The sequence below is a fragment of the Paenibacillus xanthanilyticus genome, from assembly GCF_042682185.1.
Lineage (GTDB): Bacteria > Bacillota > Bacilli > Paenibacillales > Paenibacillaceae > Paenibacillus_Z > Paenibacillus_Z xanthanilyticus.
In genome coordinates, this window is record NZ_JBHUHA010000002.1 from 1743217 (window position 1) to 1760538 (window position 17322).

The window sequence follows — 17322 nt, forward strand, 5'->3', positions numbered from 1 at the left end:
CAACGTTACCTCTTCCCGAGGGCGTGACGCTGCTCCATTCCAATATGAAAGGCGGATTTCGCCCATGCTATCCCTACCTAAGCTCGTTCTCTTCGACATTGACGGCACGCTGCTTGATCATACTCACCACATCCCCGCTTCGACGAAGGAAGCGGTCGCGCTTCTTCAAGCGGCCGGCATTCATACCGCCATTGCGACCGGCCGAACCCCCTCCGATTTCACCTGGGTACGCGAAGAGCTCGGCATTCGTTCGTATGTGTCGATCAACGGCCAATACGTCGTGCATGAAGACGATGTAATCTACGAGAATCGCATGCCCGTCGAGCTGCTGCGCGAGCTGTCGGCGTTCGCGGACGACGCCGGCCATATGACCGCCTACTGCGGCGCGAGCAAAGTCTGTGTCAGCCGTCCGGCCGAGCCGCATTTGACCGTTGGCTTCAGCTCCGTCAATCTGCCGTATCCGGAGGTCGATCCCCATTATTATCAGCATTCCCCGGTCTATCAAGGCAATATCTTCATGACTGCCGAGGAAGAAGCGCGCTATATAACCCGGTTCCCTTCGCTGCGGTTCATCCGTTGGCATGAACAGGCCGTCGACTTTCTGCCGGTCGGAAGCTCCAAGGCCGCCGGCATCGCGTATCTGCTGCAGGCGTTCGGCGTAACCTACGAGGAATGCGCCGCGTTCGGAGACGGCCTGAATGATCTGGAGATGCTGTCGGCCGTCGGCATCGGCATCGCGATGGGCAATGGATGCCCGGAAGCGAAAGAAGCGGCGAACTATGTCACCGCTTCCTCTTCCGAACATGGCATATGGTCCGCGCTTCAATGGCTCGGGCTGCCGCAGCCCGCTTACCCGGCCCGCTAGTCGCGGCGATCGGCGGGCAGCAGCACCGCAAGCACCCCGGCGAGCGGCAGGAAGCTCGCCCAGACGAGCACGCGGTCCAGTCCCCAATGATCGCCTGCATTGCCGATCGCGACCGCGCCGAGCGCGCCCATGCCGAACGCAAGTCCCGTAATAAGACCCGACACCATGCCCACATTGCCGGGCACCAGCTCCTGCGCGTAGACGACGCTAACCGAGAAGCCGGAGAGGAGCACGAATCCGAGGATGAAAATAATCGGATAGACGAGCGAGATCGGCAGGTGCGGCAGCGCGAGGGCGAACGGCGCCGCCCCGGCGATGGAGAACAGGATCATCCGTTTGCGCCCGAACCGATCCGCCAGCATGCCGCCGAAGAACGTGCCGAGCACGCCGGCCGCCATGAACAGGAAGATCGGCAGCTGCGCCGCTTTGACCGACATCCCCTTGAAATCGTGCAAGTAAATCTGATAGAACGTGCCGAGGCTCGAGAAGTACCATGAGCGTGCGAAGACGAGCAGGACGAGCACCGTCATGGCGAACACGATCGCGTTCCGGGTGAGCGGCTTCGCTTGGCCGCTTGCGGCCGTCGCCGTCTGCTTCTTGACCGGCTTGCCGTTGGCCGCGAGCTGCTGGCGGTACCAAGGCACGACCCGCAGCAGAATGAGGATGGCGGTAATCGCCAGCAGCGTCCCCCAGATCGCGCCGGGCTGGCCGAGCGGCTCGAAAATGAATATCGTCATGAGCGGCGCGAGCGCGCTGCCCGCGTTGCCGCCGACCTGATAGATCGACTGCGCGAAGCCGCGCCGGCCGCCGGCCGCGAAATAGACGACGCGCGACCCTTCCGGATGGAAGATCGCCGAGCCGAGGCCGATGAATACCACCGCGAGCATGAGCGTCAAGAAAGACGGCGCGATGCTTAGCCCCGCGATCCCAGCCAGACTGAGCCCCATGCCCGCCGGCAGCATCCAAGGCGCCGGACGTTTGTCGGAGATCAATCCGACGACCGGCTGCATGATCGAAGAGGTCATGTTAAGCGCGAACGTAATCCAGCCGATCTGACCGAGCGTCAAATGCAGCGATTCCCGCACGACCGGGAACATCGCCGTTACGACGGCCTGCATCGTGTCGTTGAGCATATGCACCGAACTGATCGCCAGCAGCACCGTGTACACCATGCCGGTTTGAATGGCGTTTCCTTTTGCAGAAGATAAAGACGTACTCATGTTACGACAGCCACCTTCCCGCCTCCACGCCTCGCCGCTCATGAAGGCACCCCTAAAATATACCAGCAACGATAACACACTCCGGGTAAGGTGACAATCCATGTTATGGAAAACGGCCGGCCATTGCGCTTTTGGCGAATTTTCGGCTAGTTGGGGCGTCGCTAGGGAAAGATAAAGGCCAACAAGGATACGAGATGCGGAGGGGCCAGCCGTGGAAGACGTGAAGATGGCGGATATTTATGACGCGCAGAAGACGCTCAGTGATTTGCGATGGCAATATTGGCAGCAGGAGGTCGTCTTCTCCTGGCGGTGGTGGCTGCTGCTTATTGTCTCTCTCGTCATGATCGGGGTTTGGCTCAAGCTGTCGCGCAAGAGCGAGAAGCCGCTGCTGCTGCTATACGGTCTGATCACGCTGCTGATCGCGATTACGCTGGACGTGATAGGCGCCGAATTAATGCTTTGGGATTACCCGTACATGGTGCTTCCTTGGGGAGCTAGATTGTTTTGCGCGGATCTGGGACTGAGTGTCATACTCAGCTTGCTGTACCAGTATTTCCGTTCGTGGAAAGGGTTTGCTGCCGCCTCGACCTGCGCGGCGGCCGTCTTCGCTTTCGTAATAGAACCCGTGCTAATCTGGCTGAACATGTACAATGTCTATGCCTGGGAGCATTATTATTCTTTTCTCTGCTACGTGGCATTAGCGTGCGGAATCAAAGCGTTCACCGATTATGTGGCCAAACGGGGCGGTAATCCGTTGACCGGAAGCAGGTAGACGCGACCGTGCCAGGAAGCCTTCGCTCGTTCAGGATGTCGACCCATCTTCATTCGGCTGCTGATGCACGACGCCTACGCTGAGCGCTTGATGCTGCCAGAGCAGCCGTCTAATCGACTCCACGCTGTCGGGCTGGCAGCGGATCAGCACCGTGACTTCCGGCAACCTCGCCGGCTTCCTCGGACGGCCGCCTCTCGCCTTCGAGATGATTACGTGCAAAAGCAGCCCAATGCCAAAGCCGATGATCGCGGATGAAATGCCGCAGATGATCGGCCCCCACGGCCATATGAATCCACGGCTTGTCCCGACGACGGACAACGCGGTCGCGCAGGCCATGCCCATCTCGAACCCGCCCGCCCTGCGATCCCGGGATTGGATGGGCGCCAAGGCATCGTTCGTCTCGTCAATATCCATCGGCACGGCCATGATCCGGTCCCGCCCGATCCCCGCGTTCTCCAGCAGAGCAAGCACCTGTTCCAGCTCGGTCGTAATTTGAAATGAGCCGACCACCAGCATGCTCACTCCCCCTTCCATATTCGATCGATATCGCCCTCCTGATACCGATTGGTCATATATTGGCGCTGCTCCAGCCTAAACAGCCGATTGTGGTCCCCCGCCTGCAGATGGGCATGGTAGATGGCGCCGCCCAGCACGGATGGCATAAATAATAGCCAATGGGGACTGAGCACCGCCGTCGAATACCGGAGATTGCCGTTAATGAGCGCCAGTAAACTATCGTAGAGGTGCGACTTGCCCACATAAATCCACCACCACAAAATGCCCCAGAATCCGAGGTCTAGCCTGTGGTTATAGAGTTGGCCCAAACCAGGGAAGATCAACGAACAAATCGCCGCCACGCTCGGTTTTTTGATCTCCATGTACTGCAAGCTCCAACGGCCGATATAGAAAGGCTGGATCGGCGCGTTCTCGAGCTCCGCCAGTCGCGTTAACTTGTTCACCTCGGAGGCGCTGCGGTAGCTGTCGTACATCGCCCAGAAATAAATCATCAAGTACCCATACGTCCACGTCGGGTCGATTACCGCGGTGGCCTCTTCGAACCGTCCGCAAAACGACAGCACCATCGCTTCGTTGATATGGGCGAGGGTATTGGTAATGACTTCGCCGACGGACAGCAGCGCGCCGCGCAGGTACATGTTCAGCACGAAATGACCGAATCCGGGGAAGGACGCCGACCACCACAAAATAACGTAGGGATTATGCCGCGTGAGCATCGTGATGCCGTTGGTGGTGATAAACGTCTGCGGCCGACGAATGGCAGTAGTCCGAGTCAAGTCGCGATCATTCCTTCTTCGCTTGGTAAGAACAGGATCATTTGTTTAAGGTTAGTATGTCAATATTTGATAATTCGCATGCAGGAGTCGACAATTCGCGCCCGACGAATTTCCGGCGCAACGCCGAACAGACCCGCCTCCGGCAGGCAGCCGGTGCAGGTCTGTTCGATGCGCGTCTTGCGCTTATATTGGGACGGCTTGACCGAACTGCGCGCGGTGAAGCCTCGCATAGGCGCCGTCCTTCGCGAGCAGCTCCTCGTGCTTGCCGCTCTCGGCGATGCCGTTCTCGTTCACGACGAGAATGCGGTCTGCATGGCGGATCGTCGCCAGCCGGTGGGCGATGACGAGCGTCGTGCGGTTATGCGCCAGCTCCGCCAGCGCCTGCTGGATGATCGTCTCGGTCTCGGTGTCCAGCGCGGACGTCGCTTCGTCGAGAATGAGGATCGGCGGGTTCTTCAGGAACATGCGCGCGATTGCCAGCCGCTGCCGCTGCCCGCCGGAGAGCTTCAGCCCCCGTTCGCCGATGACCGTATCCATCCCTTCCGGCAAGCCGTCGATCATCTCGAGCAGGTGTGCCCGCCGCGCCGCGTCGCGGATTTCTGCTTCGCTTGCGCCTAGGCGACCGTACCCGATATTCTCCCGAATCGTGCCTGCGAACAGGAACACGTCCTGCTGGACGATCCCGATGTGGGCTCGAAGCGACCGCAGCTGCATGTCGCGTATGGGGATGCCATCGATCGCGATTTCCCCGCCGTCCACCTCGTAGAAGCGCGGAATCAAGCTGCACAGCGTCGATTTGCCGGCGCCGGACGGTCCGACGAGCGCGACCGTCTCGCCCGCGCGAATGCTCAGGTTAATGCCGCTTAAGACGTCGGCATGCCCTTCGTAGCTGAACGTCACGTTGCGGAATTCGATATCGCCGCGCAGCCCGTTCACGGCCACGGCATTCGGGGCGTCCTTCACGTCTGGCTCGGTGTCCAGAAGCTGGAGGAACCGCTTGAAGCCGGCCATGCCTTTGGGATAGGACTCCATTAGGGCGTTGATCTTGTCGATCGGCTTCAGGAAGATGTTGACGTAGAGCAAGAACGCCACCAGCTCCCCGCTGGTCAGCTTCCCTTCGTGCGCGAACCAGGCTCCGCAGACAAGCACGATCAGCGAGATCAGCTTCGTCATCATGTAGATGCCCGACGAGCTGAAGGAAATGGCCAAGTAGGAGCGCAGCTTCGCCGCGCGGAACAGCTGGTTGTTGACGCGGAATTGCTCCTGCTCGTACGTCTCGTTCGTGAACGACTGAACGACGCGTATGCCCGAGACGCTGTCTTCCACCCGGCTGTTTACCTCGGCGATCCGCTCGAACATATTCGTCGCGGCGCGGTCCAGCTTCCGGTTGAAATACACGATGATCCAGATGAGGAACGGCACCACGATGAACGTAATAAGCGCCAGCTGCCAATTGACCGTTAGCATGATGGAGAACGCGCCGGCGAACGTCATCAGCGCGATGAACGCATCCTCCGGTCCGTGGTGGGACATCTCGCCGATCTCGAACAGGTCGTTCGTCATCCGCGACATGATCGTGCCGGTCTTGTTGTTGTCGAAGAAGCGGAACGACAGCTTCTGCACGTGATTGAACAGCTGCTGGCGCATGTCCGTCTCGATATTGATGCCCAGCTTATGGCCCCAATAGTTGACGACGAACTGCAGCCCCATGCTCATCAGATACACGAGCAGCAGCGCCGCGCCAGCCGCGGCGATCATCGACCAATCGCCCTTCGGCAGCAGATCGTCGACCATCCACTGCACCGCGAGCGGGTAAGCGAGCTCCAGCAGCGCGGCCACGACGGCGCAGCCGAAGTCGAGCAGGAATAGTTTCTTGTACGGTAAATAGTAAGATGCAAAACGCCGAAGCACGATCTCGCCCTCCTGTTTCTCTCTTTATTTGTAAATCGTCGTTAATTTCAACCGTAGCACCTTTCGGCATCCGCCGCAATGGCATTCTCGGCAAGCGTATGTGGGGCCGCTAGTTTCGCTTAAGTCAACGAGGCCTCCATTCCCTGATGGGACGGAGGCCTCTGGATGGTTGGTGTTTCTCGTGAATCCTTACACGCGCAGGTCGACGAATGGCTCCGGCTTCGGAATTCGCTCCAGCAGCTCCTCATGCAGAAGCGTCTTATGCATCCAGATCGCCGCCTGCGAGCCGTCCCCCATCGCGATGATCGTTTGCTCCGAGTGGGCGACGATATCGCCGGCGGCCCAGACGCCCGGCACGCTCGTCATTTTCGTCCGGGCATCGACCAGAATATGCCGGTTCTTGAACAGCTGGACGCCTAACTGCTCGGCCAACTCGGCTCGCACCTCGTTGCCTCCGAAAGCCGCGAACGCCGTATCCGCCCGCAGCTGCCGTCCATCCTGCAGTGTAATCCCCGTCATGGCCTCGCCATCTTCTCCCGATCTGTCAATACCCGCGATGGGCTCCTCGATGTAGAGGATGCCTTGCTCGTCCATCTGTTTGCGCAGCTCGGAGTCCACCGGCGTTCGTTCATGGTTCACGTAGGTCAGCTGGTCCGTCCAATACCGGACGGTCAGCGCCATGTGCGCCCCCGCATCGCCGGCGCCGAGTATGAGCGACGGCTTGCCGGTCGCTTCGTACCCGTCGCAATCGGGGCACACATAGATGCTCGTGCCCAAGCACGCCGCAAGCCCCGGCAGCTCCGGGAGCCGGTCGACGACGCCCGTCGCCAGCAGCAGCCGCCTGCCGACAGCGCGATCCCCGGATGCCGTCGTGATGGCGAAGCCGTCCGCCGTGCGCTCCGCGCCGATCGCCTTGCCTTCCAAGAACCGGACGCCGTGCGCGAGCGCCTGCTGCTTGCCCGCTTCCCGCAGCGTCCTCCCGCTGACGCCTTCCGGCCAGCCCAAAATATTATTGTAGCGTCTGCACAGCGTTGATCTCCCGTCGCCCGCATCCACGACGAGCGTGCTGCGGTTGTAGCGTCCTAGCTGGATCGCCGCTTGAAGCCCGGCCAATCCGCCGCCGACGATCATGCAGTCATAGGTCATCCGAATCCATCCTTTCGTTTCCAATTCAGCCAATCGGCCAAGGCGCAAGATTCCATAAGCATCATTATCCCGCAGCAGACCCAGCTTAAACGAGCATCCGCTGGATTTTACCGCGATAATCGGTACAGAGCCCCTTTATTCCCGGTTGCATTCGAGGTGTATGATGGGAATAAGGAGATGACTGCATGGAATATTCGTGGAAACGCAACCTGATCGTTCTATGGACCGGCGTGTTCTTTTGCAGTACGGCTTATTCGATTTCCATCCCGTTTATCCCGCTGTTTCTGCATCACGACCTCGGCATCGAGCGGAATTTGGAGCTGTGGTCCGGCTTCGCCTTCGGCATTACCTTTCTGGCCAGCGCCTTGATCGCGCCTTATTGGGGATCGCTGGCCGACAAATACGGGCGCAAGCCGATGCTCATCCGCTCCGGCTATTCGCTCGCGGTGCTGTACGTGCTGACCTATTTCATCCACGACCCGTATTTGTTTCTGATTTTGCGGATCTTTCAAGGGCTGCTGGCCGGTTACGTCCCCGCCGCCATCGCGTTGATCGGCACGAACACCCCCGAGCATAAGACCGGCTACGCGCTCGGTATTATGGCGACGGCCAGCGCGACCGGCGGCATCCTCGGCCCGCTCGTCGGCGGCGTCGCCAGTCACTACATGGGCAACCGCGAGTCGTTCCTGATCTCGGGCGCCGTCGTCCTGATCGCGGCGCTCATCGCCACCTTCTTCGCGAAGGAGCAGACGTTCAACCGTTCCGCCACGCGCTCCAGCATCCGTGACGACCTGCGGCACGCGATGGAGAACAGCCTGTTCATGAGCACGCTCGCGTTGTTGGCCATCACGACGTTCTCGGTCATGATTCTCGAGCCGCTGCTCACGGTCTACATGCTGCAGCTCGGCGTCGGTCAGAGCGACGCGTCGCTTACCTCCGGCATCGTGTTCTCGGCCGTCGGCATCGCCACGCTCATCGCCGCGCCGCAGTGGGGCAAGATCGGCAGCCGGATCGGCTACCAGAAGGTGCTTTACATCGGCTTGCTCGGCGGCGGCATCGGCAACCTGCTGCAGTTCTTCGTCACGCATTACGCTCAATTCGGGGTGCTTCGCTTCGTGTACGGCCTGTTCTTCGCCGGCGTCTACCCGTCCCTGAACGCGACGATCGTCAAGGTGACCGAGCCGCAGTTCCGCGGTCGGGCCTTCAGCCTTGGCCAATCCGCCAACCAGGTCGGCACCATGCTCGGCCCGATGATCGGCGGCGTCCTCGGGCGCTCCATTCCGATCCGCTGGGTGTTCATTATTAACGGCGTCCTCCTCATCTGCGCGGCGGTCATGCTCAAGCGCCAGCGCGTACGCCAATCGGTCGCCGCGACCGCGGCGGCGGAAGCGCGGTAGACGCGAGCAACGCGGCGCAACCACCCCTAAACGTTACGCCCCCTAGGGTCGAACATTAGGGGCTATGGTTCGTGCCGCGACTGTCCGTTGGGCGCAACCCTCCCAGCCGCAACCATGCGTATAGTCGTGCATAACCCACTATGGAGCCTCTGAACCGTCGTACGATCTCCAGTAGCCTCGCACAGCCCACTAGAGCCCACTAGATTCAGCTCGCCCTCCAAGTCTCCCGCTACACTATTACGGCGACGCAAAAAACACCCCGATCACGCAATCAGGGTGCCATTCATTGCCCATATCATAGAATTACCTTTACCACTCAATATCTGCGCAACTCATTCTCTACGTCATTCATTATCAATGTCGTTGAACATCTATCCTCGCTCGGCAGCTACTCGAACCGCAGCGCGTCGATCGGCTTCAGGTTCGCGGCTTTGTTGGCCGGGAACATGCCGAAGACGATGCCGATGAAGACCGAGAAGCCGAATGCCAAGCCCATGATCGGATACGACAGCTCCACGCCGAGCGTCGTCGTCTTCGAGACGATGAGCGCGATGCCGACGCCGAAGCCAACGCCGAGCAGCCCGCCCAGTCCGCTGAGCGCGACCGATTCGATCAGGAATTGAATCATGATATCCTTCTTCTTCGCGCCGATCGCCTTCCGGATGCCGATCTCGCGCGTCCGCTCCGTCACCGACACGAGCATGATGTTCATGATCCCGATCCCGCCGACGAGCAGCGAGATGCCCGCGATGCCGCCCAGCGCGATCGACAGCGTATCCGAGATGCTGCTGAACGTCTCGAGCACGTCCGCCTGGTTGAAGACGTTGTACGCGTCCTCGTTGCCGCGGAACTTCTTGTACAGCGCGTTCTCCAGCTCCAGCGTCACCGCGTCCATGTCCGCGCCGTCTTCGACCTTGATGTAGACCGTGCTGACGCCCTTCGACTTGAACAGCCGCTCCGAGTTCGTAATCGGAATCATGACGATGTCGTCGTTCGATCCGCTGAGCGAGGAGCCCTTCGACGCGAGCAGTCCGACGACCTTATACCGGATGCCGTTGATGAGGATCCGCTGGCCGACCGCGTTCTCGGCGCCGAACAGCTCCTCCGCCGTGCTCGAGCCGAGGACGGCGATGCGCTGATAGAAGTCCAGGTCGATCTGGGAGACGAAACGCCCCGCCGACACCTGATAATCCTGCGCGCTCGTATAATCCGGCGTCACGCCGAGCACGCTGACGTCCACGCTGGTCGTGCCGAATTTGACCGTTCCGTTCTGCCGGTTCGCCGGCGCGGAGTCCTCCACGCCTTCAAGTTCGGCGAACTCCGCCGCTTCCTTGTAATCGATCGTCGTCGTGCTGCCCCGTCCGCTGATGTTGACCGTCAGCGAGCTCGTGCCGAGCGCGGCGACGGAATCCGTCACGGACTTCGTCGCCCCTTGCCCGAGCGACACGAGCGAGATGACCGCCGTCACCCCGATGATGATGCCGAGCATCGTCAGGAGCGCGCGCATTTTGTTGCCAAGAATGCTCTTGGCGGCCATTCTAAACGCTTGCCCGATATGCACCCGCGCCACCGCCTTCCTCGCTGATCCGTCCATCCTGGATGCGGACGACGCGCCCCGCCTGCTGGGCGATCGACAAGTCGTGCGTAATCAAAATGATCGTATGACCGGATGCGTTCAGTTCCTTGATCAGCCCCATCACCTCGACGCCCGTCTTTGTATCGAGCGCGCCCGTCGGTTCGTCGGCAAGCAAGATCGGCGGATTCCCCGCCAGCGCCCGCGCGATGGCGACCCGCTGCTGCTGGCCGCCGGACAGCTCGTTCGGCCGATGCTTGCTGCGCGAATCGAGACCCACCTTCGCCAGCGCCTCCATCGCCGCATCCTTGCGCTGCTTCGCCGGCATGCCGCGATAGATCAGCGGCAGCTCGACATTCTCGAGCGCGGTCAGTTTGTTAAGCAGGTTAAAATTTTGGAATATGAATCCGATCTTGCGATTGCGAATCTCGGCCAGCCGGTTCTCCCGAAGCCGGCTGACCTCCTCGCCGTCCATCCAGTAGCTGCCGGAAGTCGGACTGTCGAGACAGCCAATGACGTTCATCAGCGTCGATTTACCCGAGCCGGACGGCCCGATGATCGCGAGCATGTCGCCATGCGCGATTTCCAGCGAAATCTCGCTCAGCGCGTGGACGATCTCGCCGCCCATTTTGTACTGCTTATTCAGCTGTTCGATCCGAATGAGCGGTTGATTTCCGTTATGCTCCGCATCCATCTAGTTTCGACCTCCGCCGCCCGTACCGCCTGTTCCGCCCGTACCGGACGGACGCTGGAAACCGCCGCCTCCGCCCTGGAAGCCACCTCCGCTAGGGAAGCCGCCGGTCATGCCGCCCATGATCCCCATCCCCATGCCGCCTTGCATTTGCTGTTGGTTGGAGGACGTGCCCGTCACGACAGTCGGCACGACGACCGAGTCGCCTTCGCCGAGGCCGGATATGATCTCGATATAATCTTCGTTATGTAAGCCGACCTCGATGATCTGCATATTACCGCGTCCGCCTTGCTGAGTTCCTCGGGTACCTGTGCCCTGCTGTCCTGCTGGCGCTTCGCCTGTCGTGCCGCCCTGGCCGCCTGCCGGCGCTTCTCCCGCCGCACCGCCTTGGCCACCTGCAGGCGCTTCTCCTGCCACGCCTCCTTGGCCGCCAGTTGTTGCTCCGCCTCCGGTGCCGGCTTGCCCCGCCCATTGACGGCGTCCGGCCGTGGCCGCATCCGCTGCCGCCGTCTGCTCAGCCGTCGGCAGCATGACCATATACCGGTCGCCCATTGATTGGACCGCATCGATCGGGAGCAGCAGCGCGTCGTCTTTCTTGTCGATCGTAATGCTCGCTTCCGCCGACATCCCGGCTTTAATGGTCGTGCTTTTGCCTTTGTCGACCGTGATGGTGACATCGAACGACGCAACGCCGTTATTGCTGGTGCCTTCCTTCGCGATATCCGTGACTTTGCCGGTGAAGGTCTCGTCCTCCAGCGCCTCGACCGCGACCGCGGCGGTCTGCCCCAGCACGACCTGCGGGATGTCCAGCTCGTCGACAGAGACGACCAGCTCCATGTTGTCGTAATCGACAATCTCGCCGATCTCCGCCGTATTGTTCAGCTCGTCGTCCACCGCCACGTTCATCGTCGCGACCGTGCCGCCGATCGGCGCCGTAATCGTCGACGACGCGCTCTTCTCCTTCAGCTCGGCGATCGACGAGCGGGCGAGCTCGATGTCCATCTTCTGCTGCTTCATCTGAAGATCGATCTTCTTCTGCTCCGCTTCATCCGCCGCCGTCTTGTAGCTCTCCTGCAGATTGGTCAATTCCATCCGCTTCTTCTCCAGGTCGACTTCCTTCGACTTGATGGAATCCGCATTGTCCTCGCCCGCCAGCACGACCAGCACGTCGCCGGCTTTGACGGTGTCGCCTTCCTTCGCCTTCACCTCGATTACCGTGCCGGACTTGCCGGCCTTCACCGTCTCCCGGTTCGCCAGCGAGATGCTGCCCGATCCCGATACAGTCACCTCGATCGAGCCTTTGAACACCTTTGTCGTCGCCACCGGCGCCGCCACGACCTGCTCTTCTTTATTCATGACAAAATAGGCCGTAACCGCCCCGCCTACCAGGACGGCGCCGATGCCTAGCAGCCACCACTTTCTCATTGCTGTTCTCCCGCCTCTCCATTATTGGCCGGCATCGGCCGGACTTGCAGCGATTGCGCCGTCGCTTGGTCCGGATTGAGCCATACGGTCACGATATCGCCCGTCTTGAGCGCCGACGCCTCCATCGGCGTACTCGACATGCCGCCTTGCCCGAAGCTCATCGCGGAGATCGAGGTTTCCGCGTTCAATCCGATCGTGACCTGCTCATCCGTGAATGCCATCTGAGCGAACCCGCCGCGTCCGCCCTGCGGCCGCTGGCCTAGACCCTCCGCCGGCGGGTCGCCGGCCGGTCCGTCTTGCCGATCTTGCGCGACGTCACCGGCTGGAGCATCGGCGCCGGCATTGCCCCCTTGCGCAGGAGCCGCGTTACCTGTTCCTCCGCCCCCTTGCGGAGCGGAACCGTCCGGCGCCTGCCCGTTCGGCCGTCGGCCGCCGCCCATGCCGCCGCCCGGCGTAGCCGAGGGCTGCATGTTCGACTTCTGAATGACGACCGAATCGGCTGTCACGCTGACGATTTTGCCCAGCAGATCGCCGGCCCGCTCCGGCACGCCCACGCCGTCCAGGCCGCTCGCCGCTTGCTCGGGCGCGCCGGCTACGCTCACCATATTCGTCGCGGCCGCCTGGCCATCCCCGCTGCTGCAGCCCGCGAGCAGGGCGGTCAGCACGAACGCTGCCCCGATGCTTGTCCAACTCATCCGTATCGTCACTTGCGCATGTCCACCTCTCGCTCTGAATTTATGTCCCTAGCATAGCAGGGCAATATGAACGATCAGTGAACATACGCGCCGCGCTGACCGCTTGCCGAAGCGGAGCGAATGCGCATCCCGCATCCTTGTCATCGGGGATACGCTGGGACGATGACTCCCGCGAATGCGAAGAAGCCATCCTCTGTCGGGACGGCTTCCTGCTTCGACATCAGGCGTCGATCGTGATCGCGAACGTCGTCCCTTGGCCGACTTCGCTCTCCACCTCAATCCGAGCGCCGTGAAGATCCAAGATATGTTTGACGATCGACAGGCCGATGCCCGTCCCTACCTTGCGGCTTCGCGATTGGTCGCCTTTGTAGAACCGCTCCCAAATCCGCGTCAGCTCCTCCGGCGCGATGCCGATGCCGTAATCGCGGACGATGATCCGCGCAAGGCCTTTCTCCTCCCGCAGCGACACGTCCACCCGGCTGCCCGCCGGCGAATAAAAGATCGCGTTCTGCAGCAAATTGGCCAGCACCTGATCGATCCGGTCGGGATCGGCCGTCACGTACAGGTCCTCCGCCGGTCCTTCGAGACTAACGCTCACACGCTGCTGCGCGAATAGCGGCTCCATGCGGGCGATCGTCTTGCGCGTTTGCTCCGACAGATTGAAGCGGACCTTCTCCAGCCGGAATTGACCGGCCTCGATCCGCGCCATGTCGAGCAGGTCGCCGACCAGCTTCATCATCCGATCCGACGATTCCTTCATCAGCTCCAAATAACGCTGCTGCTTATCGGGCGGAATCGCTCCGTCGGTAAGCGCGGTCAGAAAGCCGTTGATCGACGTCAGCGGCGCGCGCAAGTCGTGCGACACGTTGGCCAGAAACTCCCGCCGCTGGTTCTCCAGCGACTCCAGCTCCTCGCCCATGTAATTGATCGCTTGCCCCAACTGGCCGATCTCGTCCTCCGACCGCACCTCGACCTTGCGGGAGAAATCGCCTTTCGCGTACTGCAGCGCCGTCTGGCTCATCTCGCGCAGCGGCCGCGCAAGCCTTCGTCCGAGCACGAAGTAGATCGCCACGGCGAGCGGAATCGTCACCAGCATGCTGAGCAAATACGGCTGCACGAACCGATTTACGTCGCGCTCGAACTCGAAGGAAAGGCTCGCGATCGCCTTCTCCTCCATGTTCGCCGCACCCGGGATCGCCTTGGCCGTGAGCAGGACGCGCGTCTGGTCGGCATACATCTCCTCCGCCACCCGTTTACCGCGCAGCGCATCGCTAACGACCTCCGCTTCAAGCGGAATCGCCTTCCCATGATTGCCGAGCGTATATAGCAATCGGCCGTCCGCGCCATACAGTTGGTACGTACGCTCCGGCCCGCCCATCCCCCACTGCAGCGATTCGACAAGCGTCTCCTGATCCCAGCCTTTGGAATAGCCGTATTTGATCCGCTCGATGACGCGATCCTGCATCTGCTCCGACCCGGCGCGGATGAAGCTGCGCAGATTGCTTTTGAAGATCGTCGCCGACAACAGGCTCGACAAGCCGAACGAGATGAACGTGATGAGCAGGAAGCTGAGAAACATTTTGGCGAAAATCGTCCGCGCCTTCATACGCCGCCCTCCCCGTACTTGTAGCCGATGCCGCGGATCGTCTCGACCTTGCAGTCGATGCCGAATTGGCGCAGCTTCTCGCGAATTCGCTTCACGTGCACGTCCACCGTCCGCGGGTCGCCGTCGTAATCGTAGCCCCATACCTGGTCGAGCAGCTGCTGGCGCGTAAAGACGCGATTGCGGTTCGAGGCCAAATAATAAAGCAGCTCGATCTCCTTCGGCGCGAACATCGCGTTCTCCCCGTTCACCGTCAGCTGCAAATGGCGCATGTCGAACAACAGCTCGTCCAGTTTGACAATCTCCTCGTGGTACAGCGATGGGTTCGTCCGGCGCAGCACCGCGCGAATACGGGCCATCAGCTCCTTCGGATCGAACGGCTTCACGATGTAATCGTCGACGCCCAGCTCGAACCCTCGCAATTTGTCGTAGCTCTCGCCTTTGCCCGACAGCATGATGATCGGCGTGGCGAAATCTTTGCGAATATGTTCGCTGGCCGCCCAGCCATCCATCTCCGGCATCATGATGTCGAGCACGATCAAGTCGGGCGATTCATCGTAGACGAGCTCCAGGCCGCCCGCGCCGTTATGCGCCGCATATACCACGTATCCCTCGAGCTCGGCGTACAGCCGAATCAGCTCGCATACATGGTCGTCGTCGTCGATTGTGAGCAATTTGATCGGTCTCATGCCCCGTCCCCTTCGAGTCGAAAATAGAATTGCCCACATCGTATCACGCGAACATGAAGATAAAATGAACGAACGCTGTCTATTTCCGGGGAAATAATGCCCGAAATGACAAATTCGCTCCCCCTGCGGCAGGCGTTAACTATTCATGCCGCTTTTCGGCATGATGCCGGGTTTCTCGCATGCATATGGCGTTGGAATCAAGCTGACCCTCCACCGATTCGATAAAACATGTCGGCTGGATTTACGTGGACCGAAGCGGAGCATTCGCGAAACGAAGAAGCTGCAGCCCGCTGTCGCTTGTCGAAGCCCCATTCCGCCCTTCTGTCCATATAAATGAAATAGCGGCGGACCAAGAAGACTTAAAAAATAAAGTCCTGGTCCGCCGCTGTCTGTGTTCAACTACCGTTCTCTGTTAGCTGAATTTTAGCTTTAAAAATGACTTCATTTGCAGAGCTGCAGCGACTAACTAGCTGCGGCTCTTTGACGTTAAGCAAGGTTTCCGATGATGCCGGCAACCTCGTTCTGTGCGTATATTCACCTATCTGAAATGTGATATTATTAACAAAAGAACTGATTATCGGAGGCAAGTCGTGGAAAATGAAAAATGTGACTTGATACACCCAAACGGTGTCAAGGAAAAGAATCTGGAAGTGATTGATGGCTGCACGATCAAGTACCACGCTAACGGAAAAACAATGTGGTCAAAGGGAAAAATGGTTGATGATAAGCCGGACGGCTACTGGGAATGGTATCGTATCGATGGAACAACAAAGCGTTCAGGGTATTTCGATATGGGCGAGCCTGTTGGTGAATGGGTCACCTATGACAGCAAAGGAAATAAATACAAATCCACCATTCGTGATAAAGCATAAAAGATACGGTAGATTTTAACAGGCTGCCTGGCTGTAGTTGCCCTACTCCAAAAAAATTGCCATCTTCTGATCAATCAGCCCAATCTGAGAAGCCGCCCCACCTTTGTTCCCATCGAACATCGCAGAGACAAGGAAAATCTGCTCACGCTTCAGTTGAACCGCAGCCGAGAATACATGCGTTTTGTCGACAAATTTACCCGTCTTCATGTCGTAGGCATAATCAAGATTATTCGGCGTTGCTTCATAAGCATAGTTGAGCCCATAGAGATTCATGACTTCGGCTTTACTCATCCCAACATGTGCGCCGCGAGCTGTTTGATATACGCCTTCAGAGCCTTCCAATAACTGTAGGCCAACAGCAACATCGCCACGATACGCTACGCGCACACCTGAAGGATACATGACAAAGGGATGCCCGCTATCGCCATCTTCTTGAATGATCGCCTCGATATCCTTTCTTGAATCGCCATAACACAGGGACTTATTATTTTGTATGGTAACAATGCATTTGTCCTTATCCGAGAAAGTATCCGCTTGAAACAAAGTCTTTTCCGCCCCGCAGCCGCTAATCGCGAGCAACGCGATTACGCTGATCATCAATAAGCTTATCTTCTTCACAACGCCCTCCCTTTACAAGACTGACAATTTGCCGATATCGATATTTGCGCTAACAAACATCATAACTTTCTCCTCACCAAGTCCAACCTGCTCACCGAATAATTGCCTTGTCTTATTTATTTTCATCTTCAGTTTCATAAATATTTGTGTTACAACAGATCGATTTATTATATTTAACTTTGACAAGAATTTCTTCGTCTTTTGATCCTTTAATAAACCGTTGTTTCAATTTCCCTTCATTATTTGAATAAATGAAAGAAACCTCGACATCCTGATAGCCTTTTACATAGCTATACTTATATCCATCTTTGGTTTCGAATGAATGAATCTTTACTTCCGGATCATTTTTAGCTGCTTGTAGCCAATGGCCGATTTCTTTCTGATGATTAGGTTCAACTGTATTTAATTCATATGAGTATAAAAACGGCTTCTGATTTTGCTTGTAATTATTATTGAAGCAACCTGTTGTAAGCAGCAACAGGGATAGGATTACAAGGATAACTCTCAAGTTCCTTCACCTCAGAACAAATGAAATATCGCATCCGGTTCTCTG

The 17322-nt window shown here is 58.8% G+C and carries 17 protein-coding genes; 4 read left to right on the forward strand and 13 right to left on the reverse strand.

The features are described 5' to 3' along the window. The first annotated feature begins 64 nt into the window (after positions 1-64). Positions 65-865 carry a Cof-type HAD-IIB family hydrolase gene (locus tag ACFSKT_RS24835; protein ID WP_377720965.1) on the forward strand — a complete coding sequence of 267 codons (801 nt, stop codon included), beginning with the start codon at positions 65-67 and terminating at the stop codon, positions 863-865. Here ACFSKT_RS24835 and ACFSKT_RS24840 read toward each other — a convergent pair. Next, the gene (locus ACFSKT_RS24840) at positions 862-2085 is read right to left on the reverse strand and encodes an MFS transporter (protein ID WP_377720964.1); all 1224 of its coding nucleotides are present in this window, start codon (positions 2083-2085) and stop codon (positions 862-864) included. The genes ACFSKT_RS24835 and ACFSKT_RS24840 overlap by 4 nt on opposite strands. Before the next feature lie 211 nt (positions 2086-2296). Between ACFSKT_RS24840 and ACFSKT_RS24845 the strand changes: the two genes are divergently transcribed. Continuing rightward, a complete protein-coding gene (locus ACFSKT_RS24845) occupies positions 2297-2857 on the forward strand; it encodes a CBO0543 family protein (RefSeq protein WP_377720963.1) in 561 nt (186 codons plus the stop codon). A gap of 30 nt (positions 2858-2887) precedes the next feature. Here ACFSKT_RS24845 and ACFSKT_RS24850 read toward each other — a convergent pair whose 3' ends face one another. The 4 genes from ACFSKT_RS24850 to ACFSKT_RS24865 form a co-directional block, all read right to left on the reverse strand. Next, the gene (locus ACFSKT_RS24850) at positions 2888-3373 is read right to left on the reverse strand and encodes a hypothetical protein (RefSeq protein ID WP_377720962.1); all 486 of its coding nucleotides are present in this window, start codon (positions 3371-3373) and stop codon (positions 2888-2890) included. A gap of 2 nt (positions 3374-3375) precedes the next feature. After that, positions 3376-4149: a hypothetical protein gene (locus ACFSKT_RS24855; protein WP_377720961.1), complete on the reverse strand. Its 774-nt coding sequence runs from the start codon at positions 4147-4149 to the stop codon at positions 3376-3378. A gap of 183 nt (positions 4150-4332) precedes the next feature. Beyond that, entirely contained in the window at positions 4333-6060 is a 1728-nt protein-coding gene (locus ACFSKT_RS24860; RefSeq protein WP_377720960.1) for an ABC transporter ATP-binding protein, read from the reverse strand. 189 nt (positions 6061-6249) lie between these two features. Continuing rightward, positions 6250-7206: an NAD(P)/FAD-dependent oxidoreductase gene (locus ACFSKT_RS24865; protein ID WP_377720959.1), complete on the reverse strand. Its 957-nt coding sequence runs from the start codon at positions 7204-7206 to the stop codon at positions 6250-6252. Between the two features lie 185 nt (positions 7207-7391). Here ACFSKT_RS24865 and ACFSKT_RS24870 point away from each other — a divergent pair, with 185 nt between their 5' ends. Next, the gene (locus ACFSKT_RS24870; protein WP_377720958.1) at positions 7392-8603 is read left to right on the forward strand and encodes an MFS transporter; all 1212 of its coding nucleotides are present in this window, start codon (positions 7392-7394) and stop codon (positions 8601-8603) included. Between the two features lie 388 nt (positions 8604-8991). Here ACFSKT_RS24870 and ACFSKT_RS24875 read toward each other — a convergent pair whose 3' ends face one another. The 6 genes from ACFSKT_RS24875 to ACFSKT_RS24900 all read right to left on the reverse strand — a co-directional run bounded on the left by ACFSKT_RS24875 (position 8992) and on the right by ACFSKT_RS24900 (position 15279). Next, positions 8992-10164, reverse strand: a complete 1173-nt coding sequence (locus tag ACFSKT_RS24875; protein WP_377720957.1) for an ABC transporter permease — start codon at positions 10162-10164, stop codon at positions 8992-8994. Beyond that, the gene (locus ACFSKT_RS24880) at positions 10142-10870 is read right to left on the reverse strand and encodes an ABC transporter ATP-binding protein (protein WP_377720956.1); all 729 of its coding nucleotides are present in this window, start codon (positions 10868-10870) and stop codon (positions 10142-10144) included. The genes ACFSKT_RS24875 and ACFSKT_RS24880 overlap by 23 nt, the downstream gene beginning before the upstream one ends. After that, a complete protein-coding gene (locus ACFSKT_RS24885) occupies positions 10871-12292 on the reverse strand; it encodes an efflux RND transporter periplasmic adaptor subunit (protein WP_377720955.1) in 1422 nt (473 codons plus the stop codon). Further along, entirely contained in the window at positions 12289-12999 is a 711-nt protein-coding gene (locus tag ACFSKT_RS24890) for a hypothetical protein (RefSeq protein WP_377720954.1), read from the reverse strand. Before ACFSKT_RS24890 ends, ACFSKT_RS24885 begins: the two co-directional genes overlap by 4 nt. A 208-nt stretch (positions 13000-13207) precedes the next feature. Further along, a complete protein-coding gene (locus tag ACFSKT_RS24895) occupies positions 13208-14593 on the reverse strand; it encodes a sensor histidine kinase (RefSeq protein ID WP_377720953.1) in 1386 nt (461 codons plus the stop codon). Then, complete coding sequence (locus ACFSKT_RS24900; protein WP_377720952.1) at positions 14590-15279, reverse strand: response regulator transcription factor; 690 nt, start codon at positions 15277-15279, stop codon at positions 14590-14592. The genes ACFSKT_RS24895 and ACFSKT_RS24900 overlap by 4 nt, the downstream gene beginning before the upstream one ends. 590 nt (positions 15280-15869) lie before the next feature. On the opposite strand from ACFSKT_RS24900, the gene ACFSKT_RS24905 reads away from it, so the two are divergent. Further along, a complete protein-coding gene (locus ACFSKT_RS24905; protein ID WP_377720951.1) occupies positions 15870-16151 on the forward strand; it encodes a toxin-antitoxin system YwqK family antitoxin in 282 nt (93 codons plus the stop codon). Positions 16152-16193: 42 nt separating this feature from the next. Here ACFSKT_RS24905 and ACFSKT_RS24910 read toward each other — a convergent pair whose 3' ends face one another. Together ACFSKT_RS24910 and ACFSKT_RS24915 are read right to left on the reverse strand one after the other, a co-directional pair. After that, complete coding sequence (locus ACFSKT_RS24910) at positions 16194-16769, reverse strand: hypothetical protein (RefSeq protein ID WP_377720950.1); 576 nt, start codon at positions 16767-16769, stop codon at positions 16194-16196. A 112-nt stretch (positions 16770-16881) separates the two neighbouring features. Continuing rightward, positions 16882-17277, reverse strand: a complete 396-nt coding sequence (locus tag ACFSKT_RS24915; protein ID WP_377720949.1) for a hypothetical protein — start codon at positions 17275-17277, stop codon at positions 16882-16884. Between the last annotated feature and the right edge of the window lie 45 nt (positions 17278-17322).

Bases quoted from the DNA above. Each gene is read 5' to 3' on its own strand.
- ACFSKT_RS24850 (WP_377720962.1), bottom strand. From the start codon at position 3,373: ATGCTGGTGGTCGGCTCATTTCAAATTACGACCGAGCTGGAACAGGTG.
- ACFSKT_RS24865 (WP_377720959.1), bottom strand. From the start codon at position 7,206: ATGACCTATGACTGCATGATCGTCGGCGGCGGATTGGCCGGGCTTCAA.
- ACFSKT_RS24895 (WP_377720953.1), bottom strand. From the start codon at position 14,593: ATGAAGGCGCGGACGATTTTCGCCAAAATGTTTCTCAGCTTCCTGCTC.
- ACFSKT_RS24880 (WP_377720956.1), bottom strand. From the start codon at position 10,870: ATGGATGCGGAGCATAACGGAAATCAACCGCTCATTCGGATCGAACAG.
- ACFSKT_RS24840 (WP_377720964.1), bottom strand. From the start codon at position 2,085: ATGAGTACGTCTTTATCTTCTGCAAAAGGAAACGCCATTCAAACCGGC.
- ACFSKT_RS24885 (WP_377720955.1), bottom strand. From the start codon at position 12,292: ATGAGAAAGTGGTGGCTGCTAGGCATCGGCGCCGTCCTGGTAGGCGGG.
- ACFSKT_RS24835 (WP_377720965.1), top strand. From the start codon at position 65: ATGCTATCCCTACCTAAGCTCGTTCTCTTCGACATTGACGGCACGCTG.
- ACFSKT_RS24870 (WP_377720958.1), top strand. From the start codon at position 7,392: ATGGAATATTCGTGGAAACGCAACCTGATCGTTCTATGGACCGGCGTG.
- ACFSKT_RS24900 (WP_377720952.1), bottom strand. From the start codon at position 15,279: ATGAGACCGATCAAATTGCTCACAATCGACGACGACGACCATGTATGC.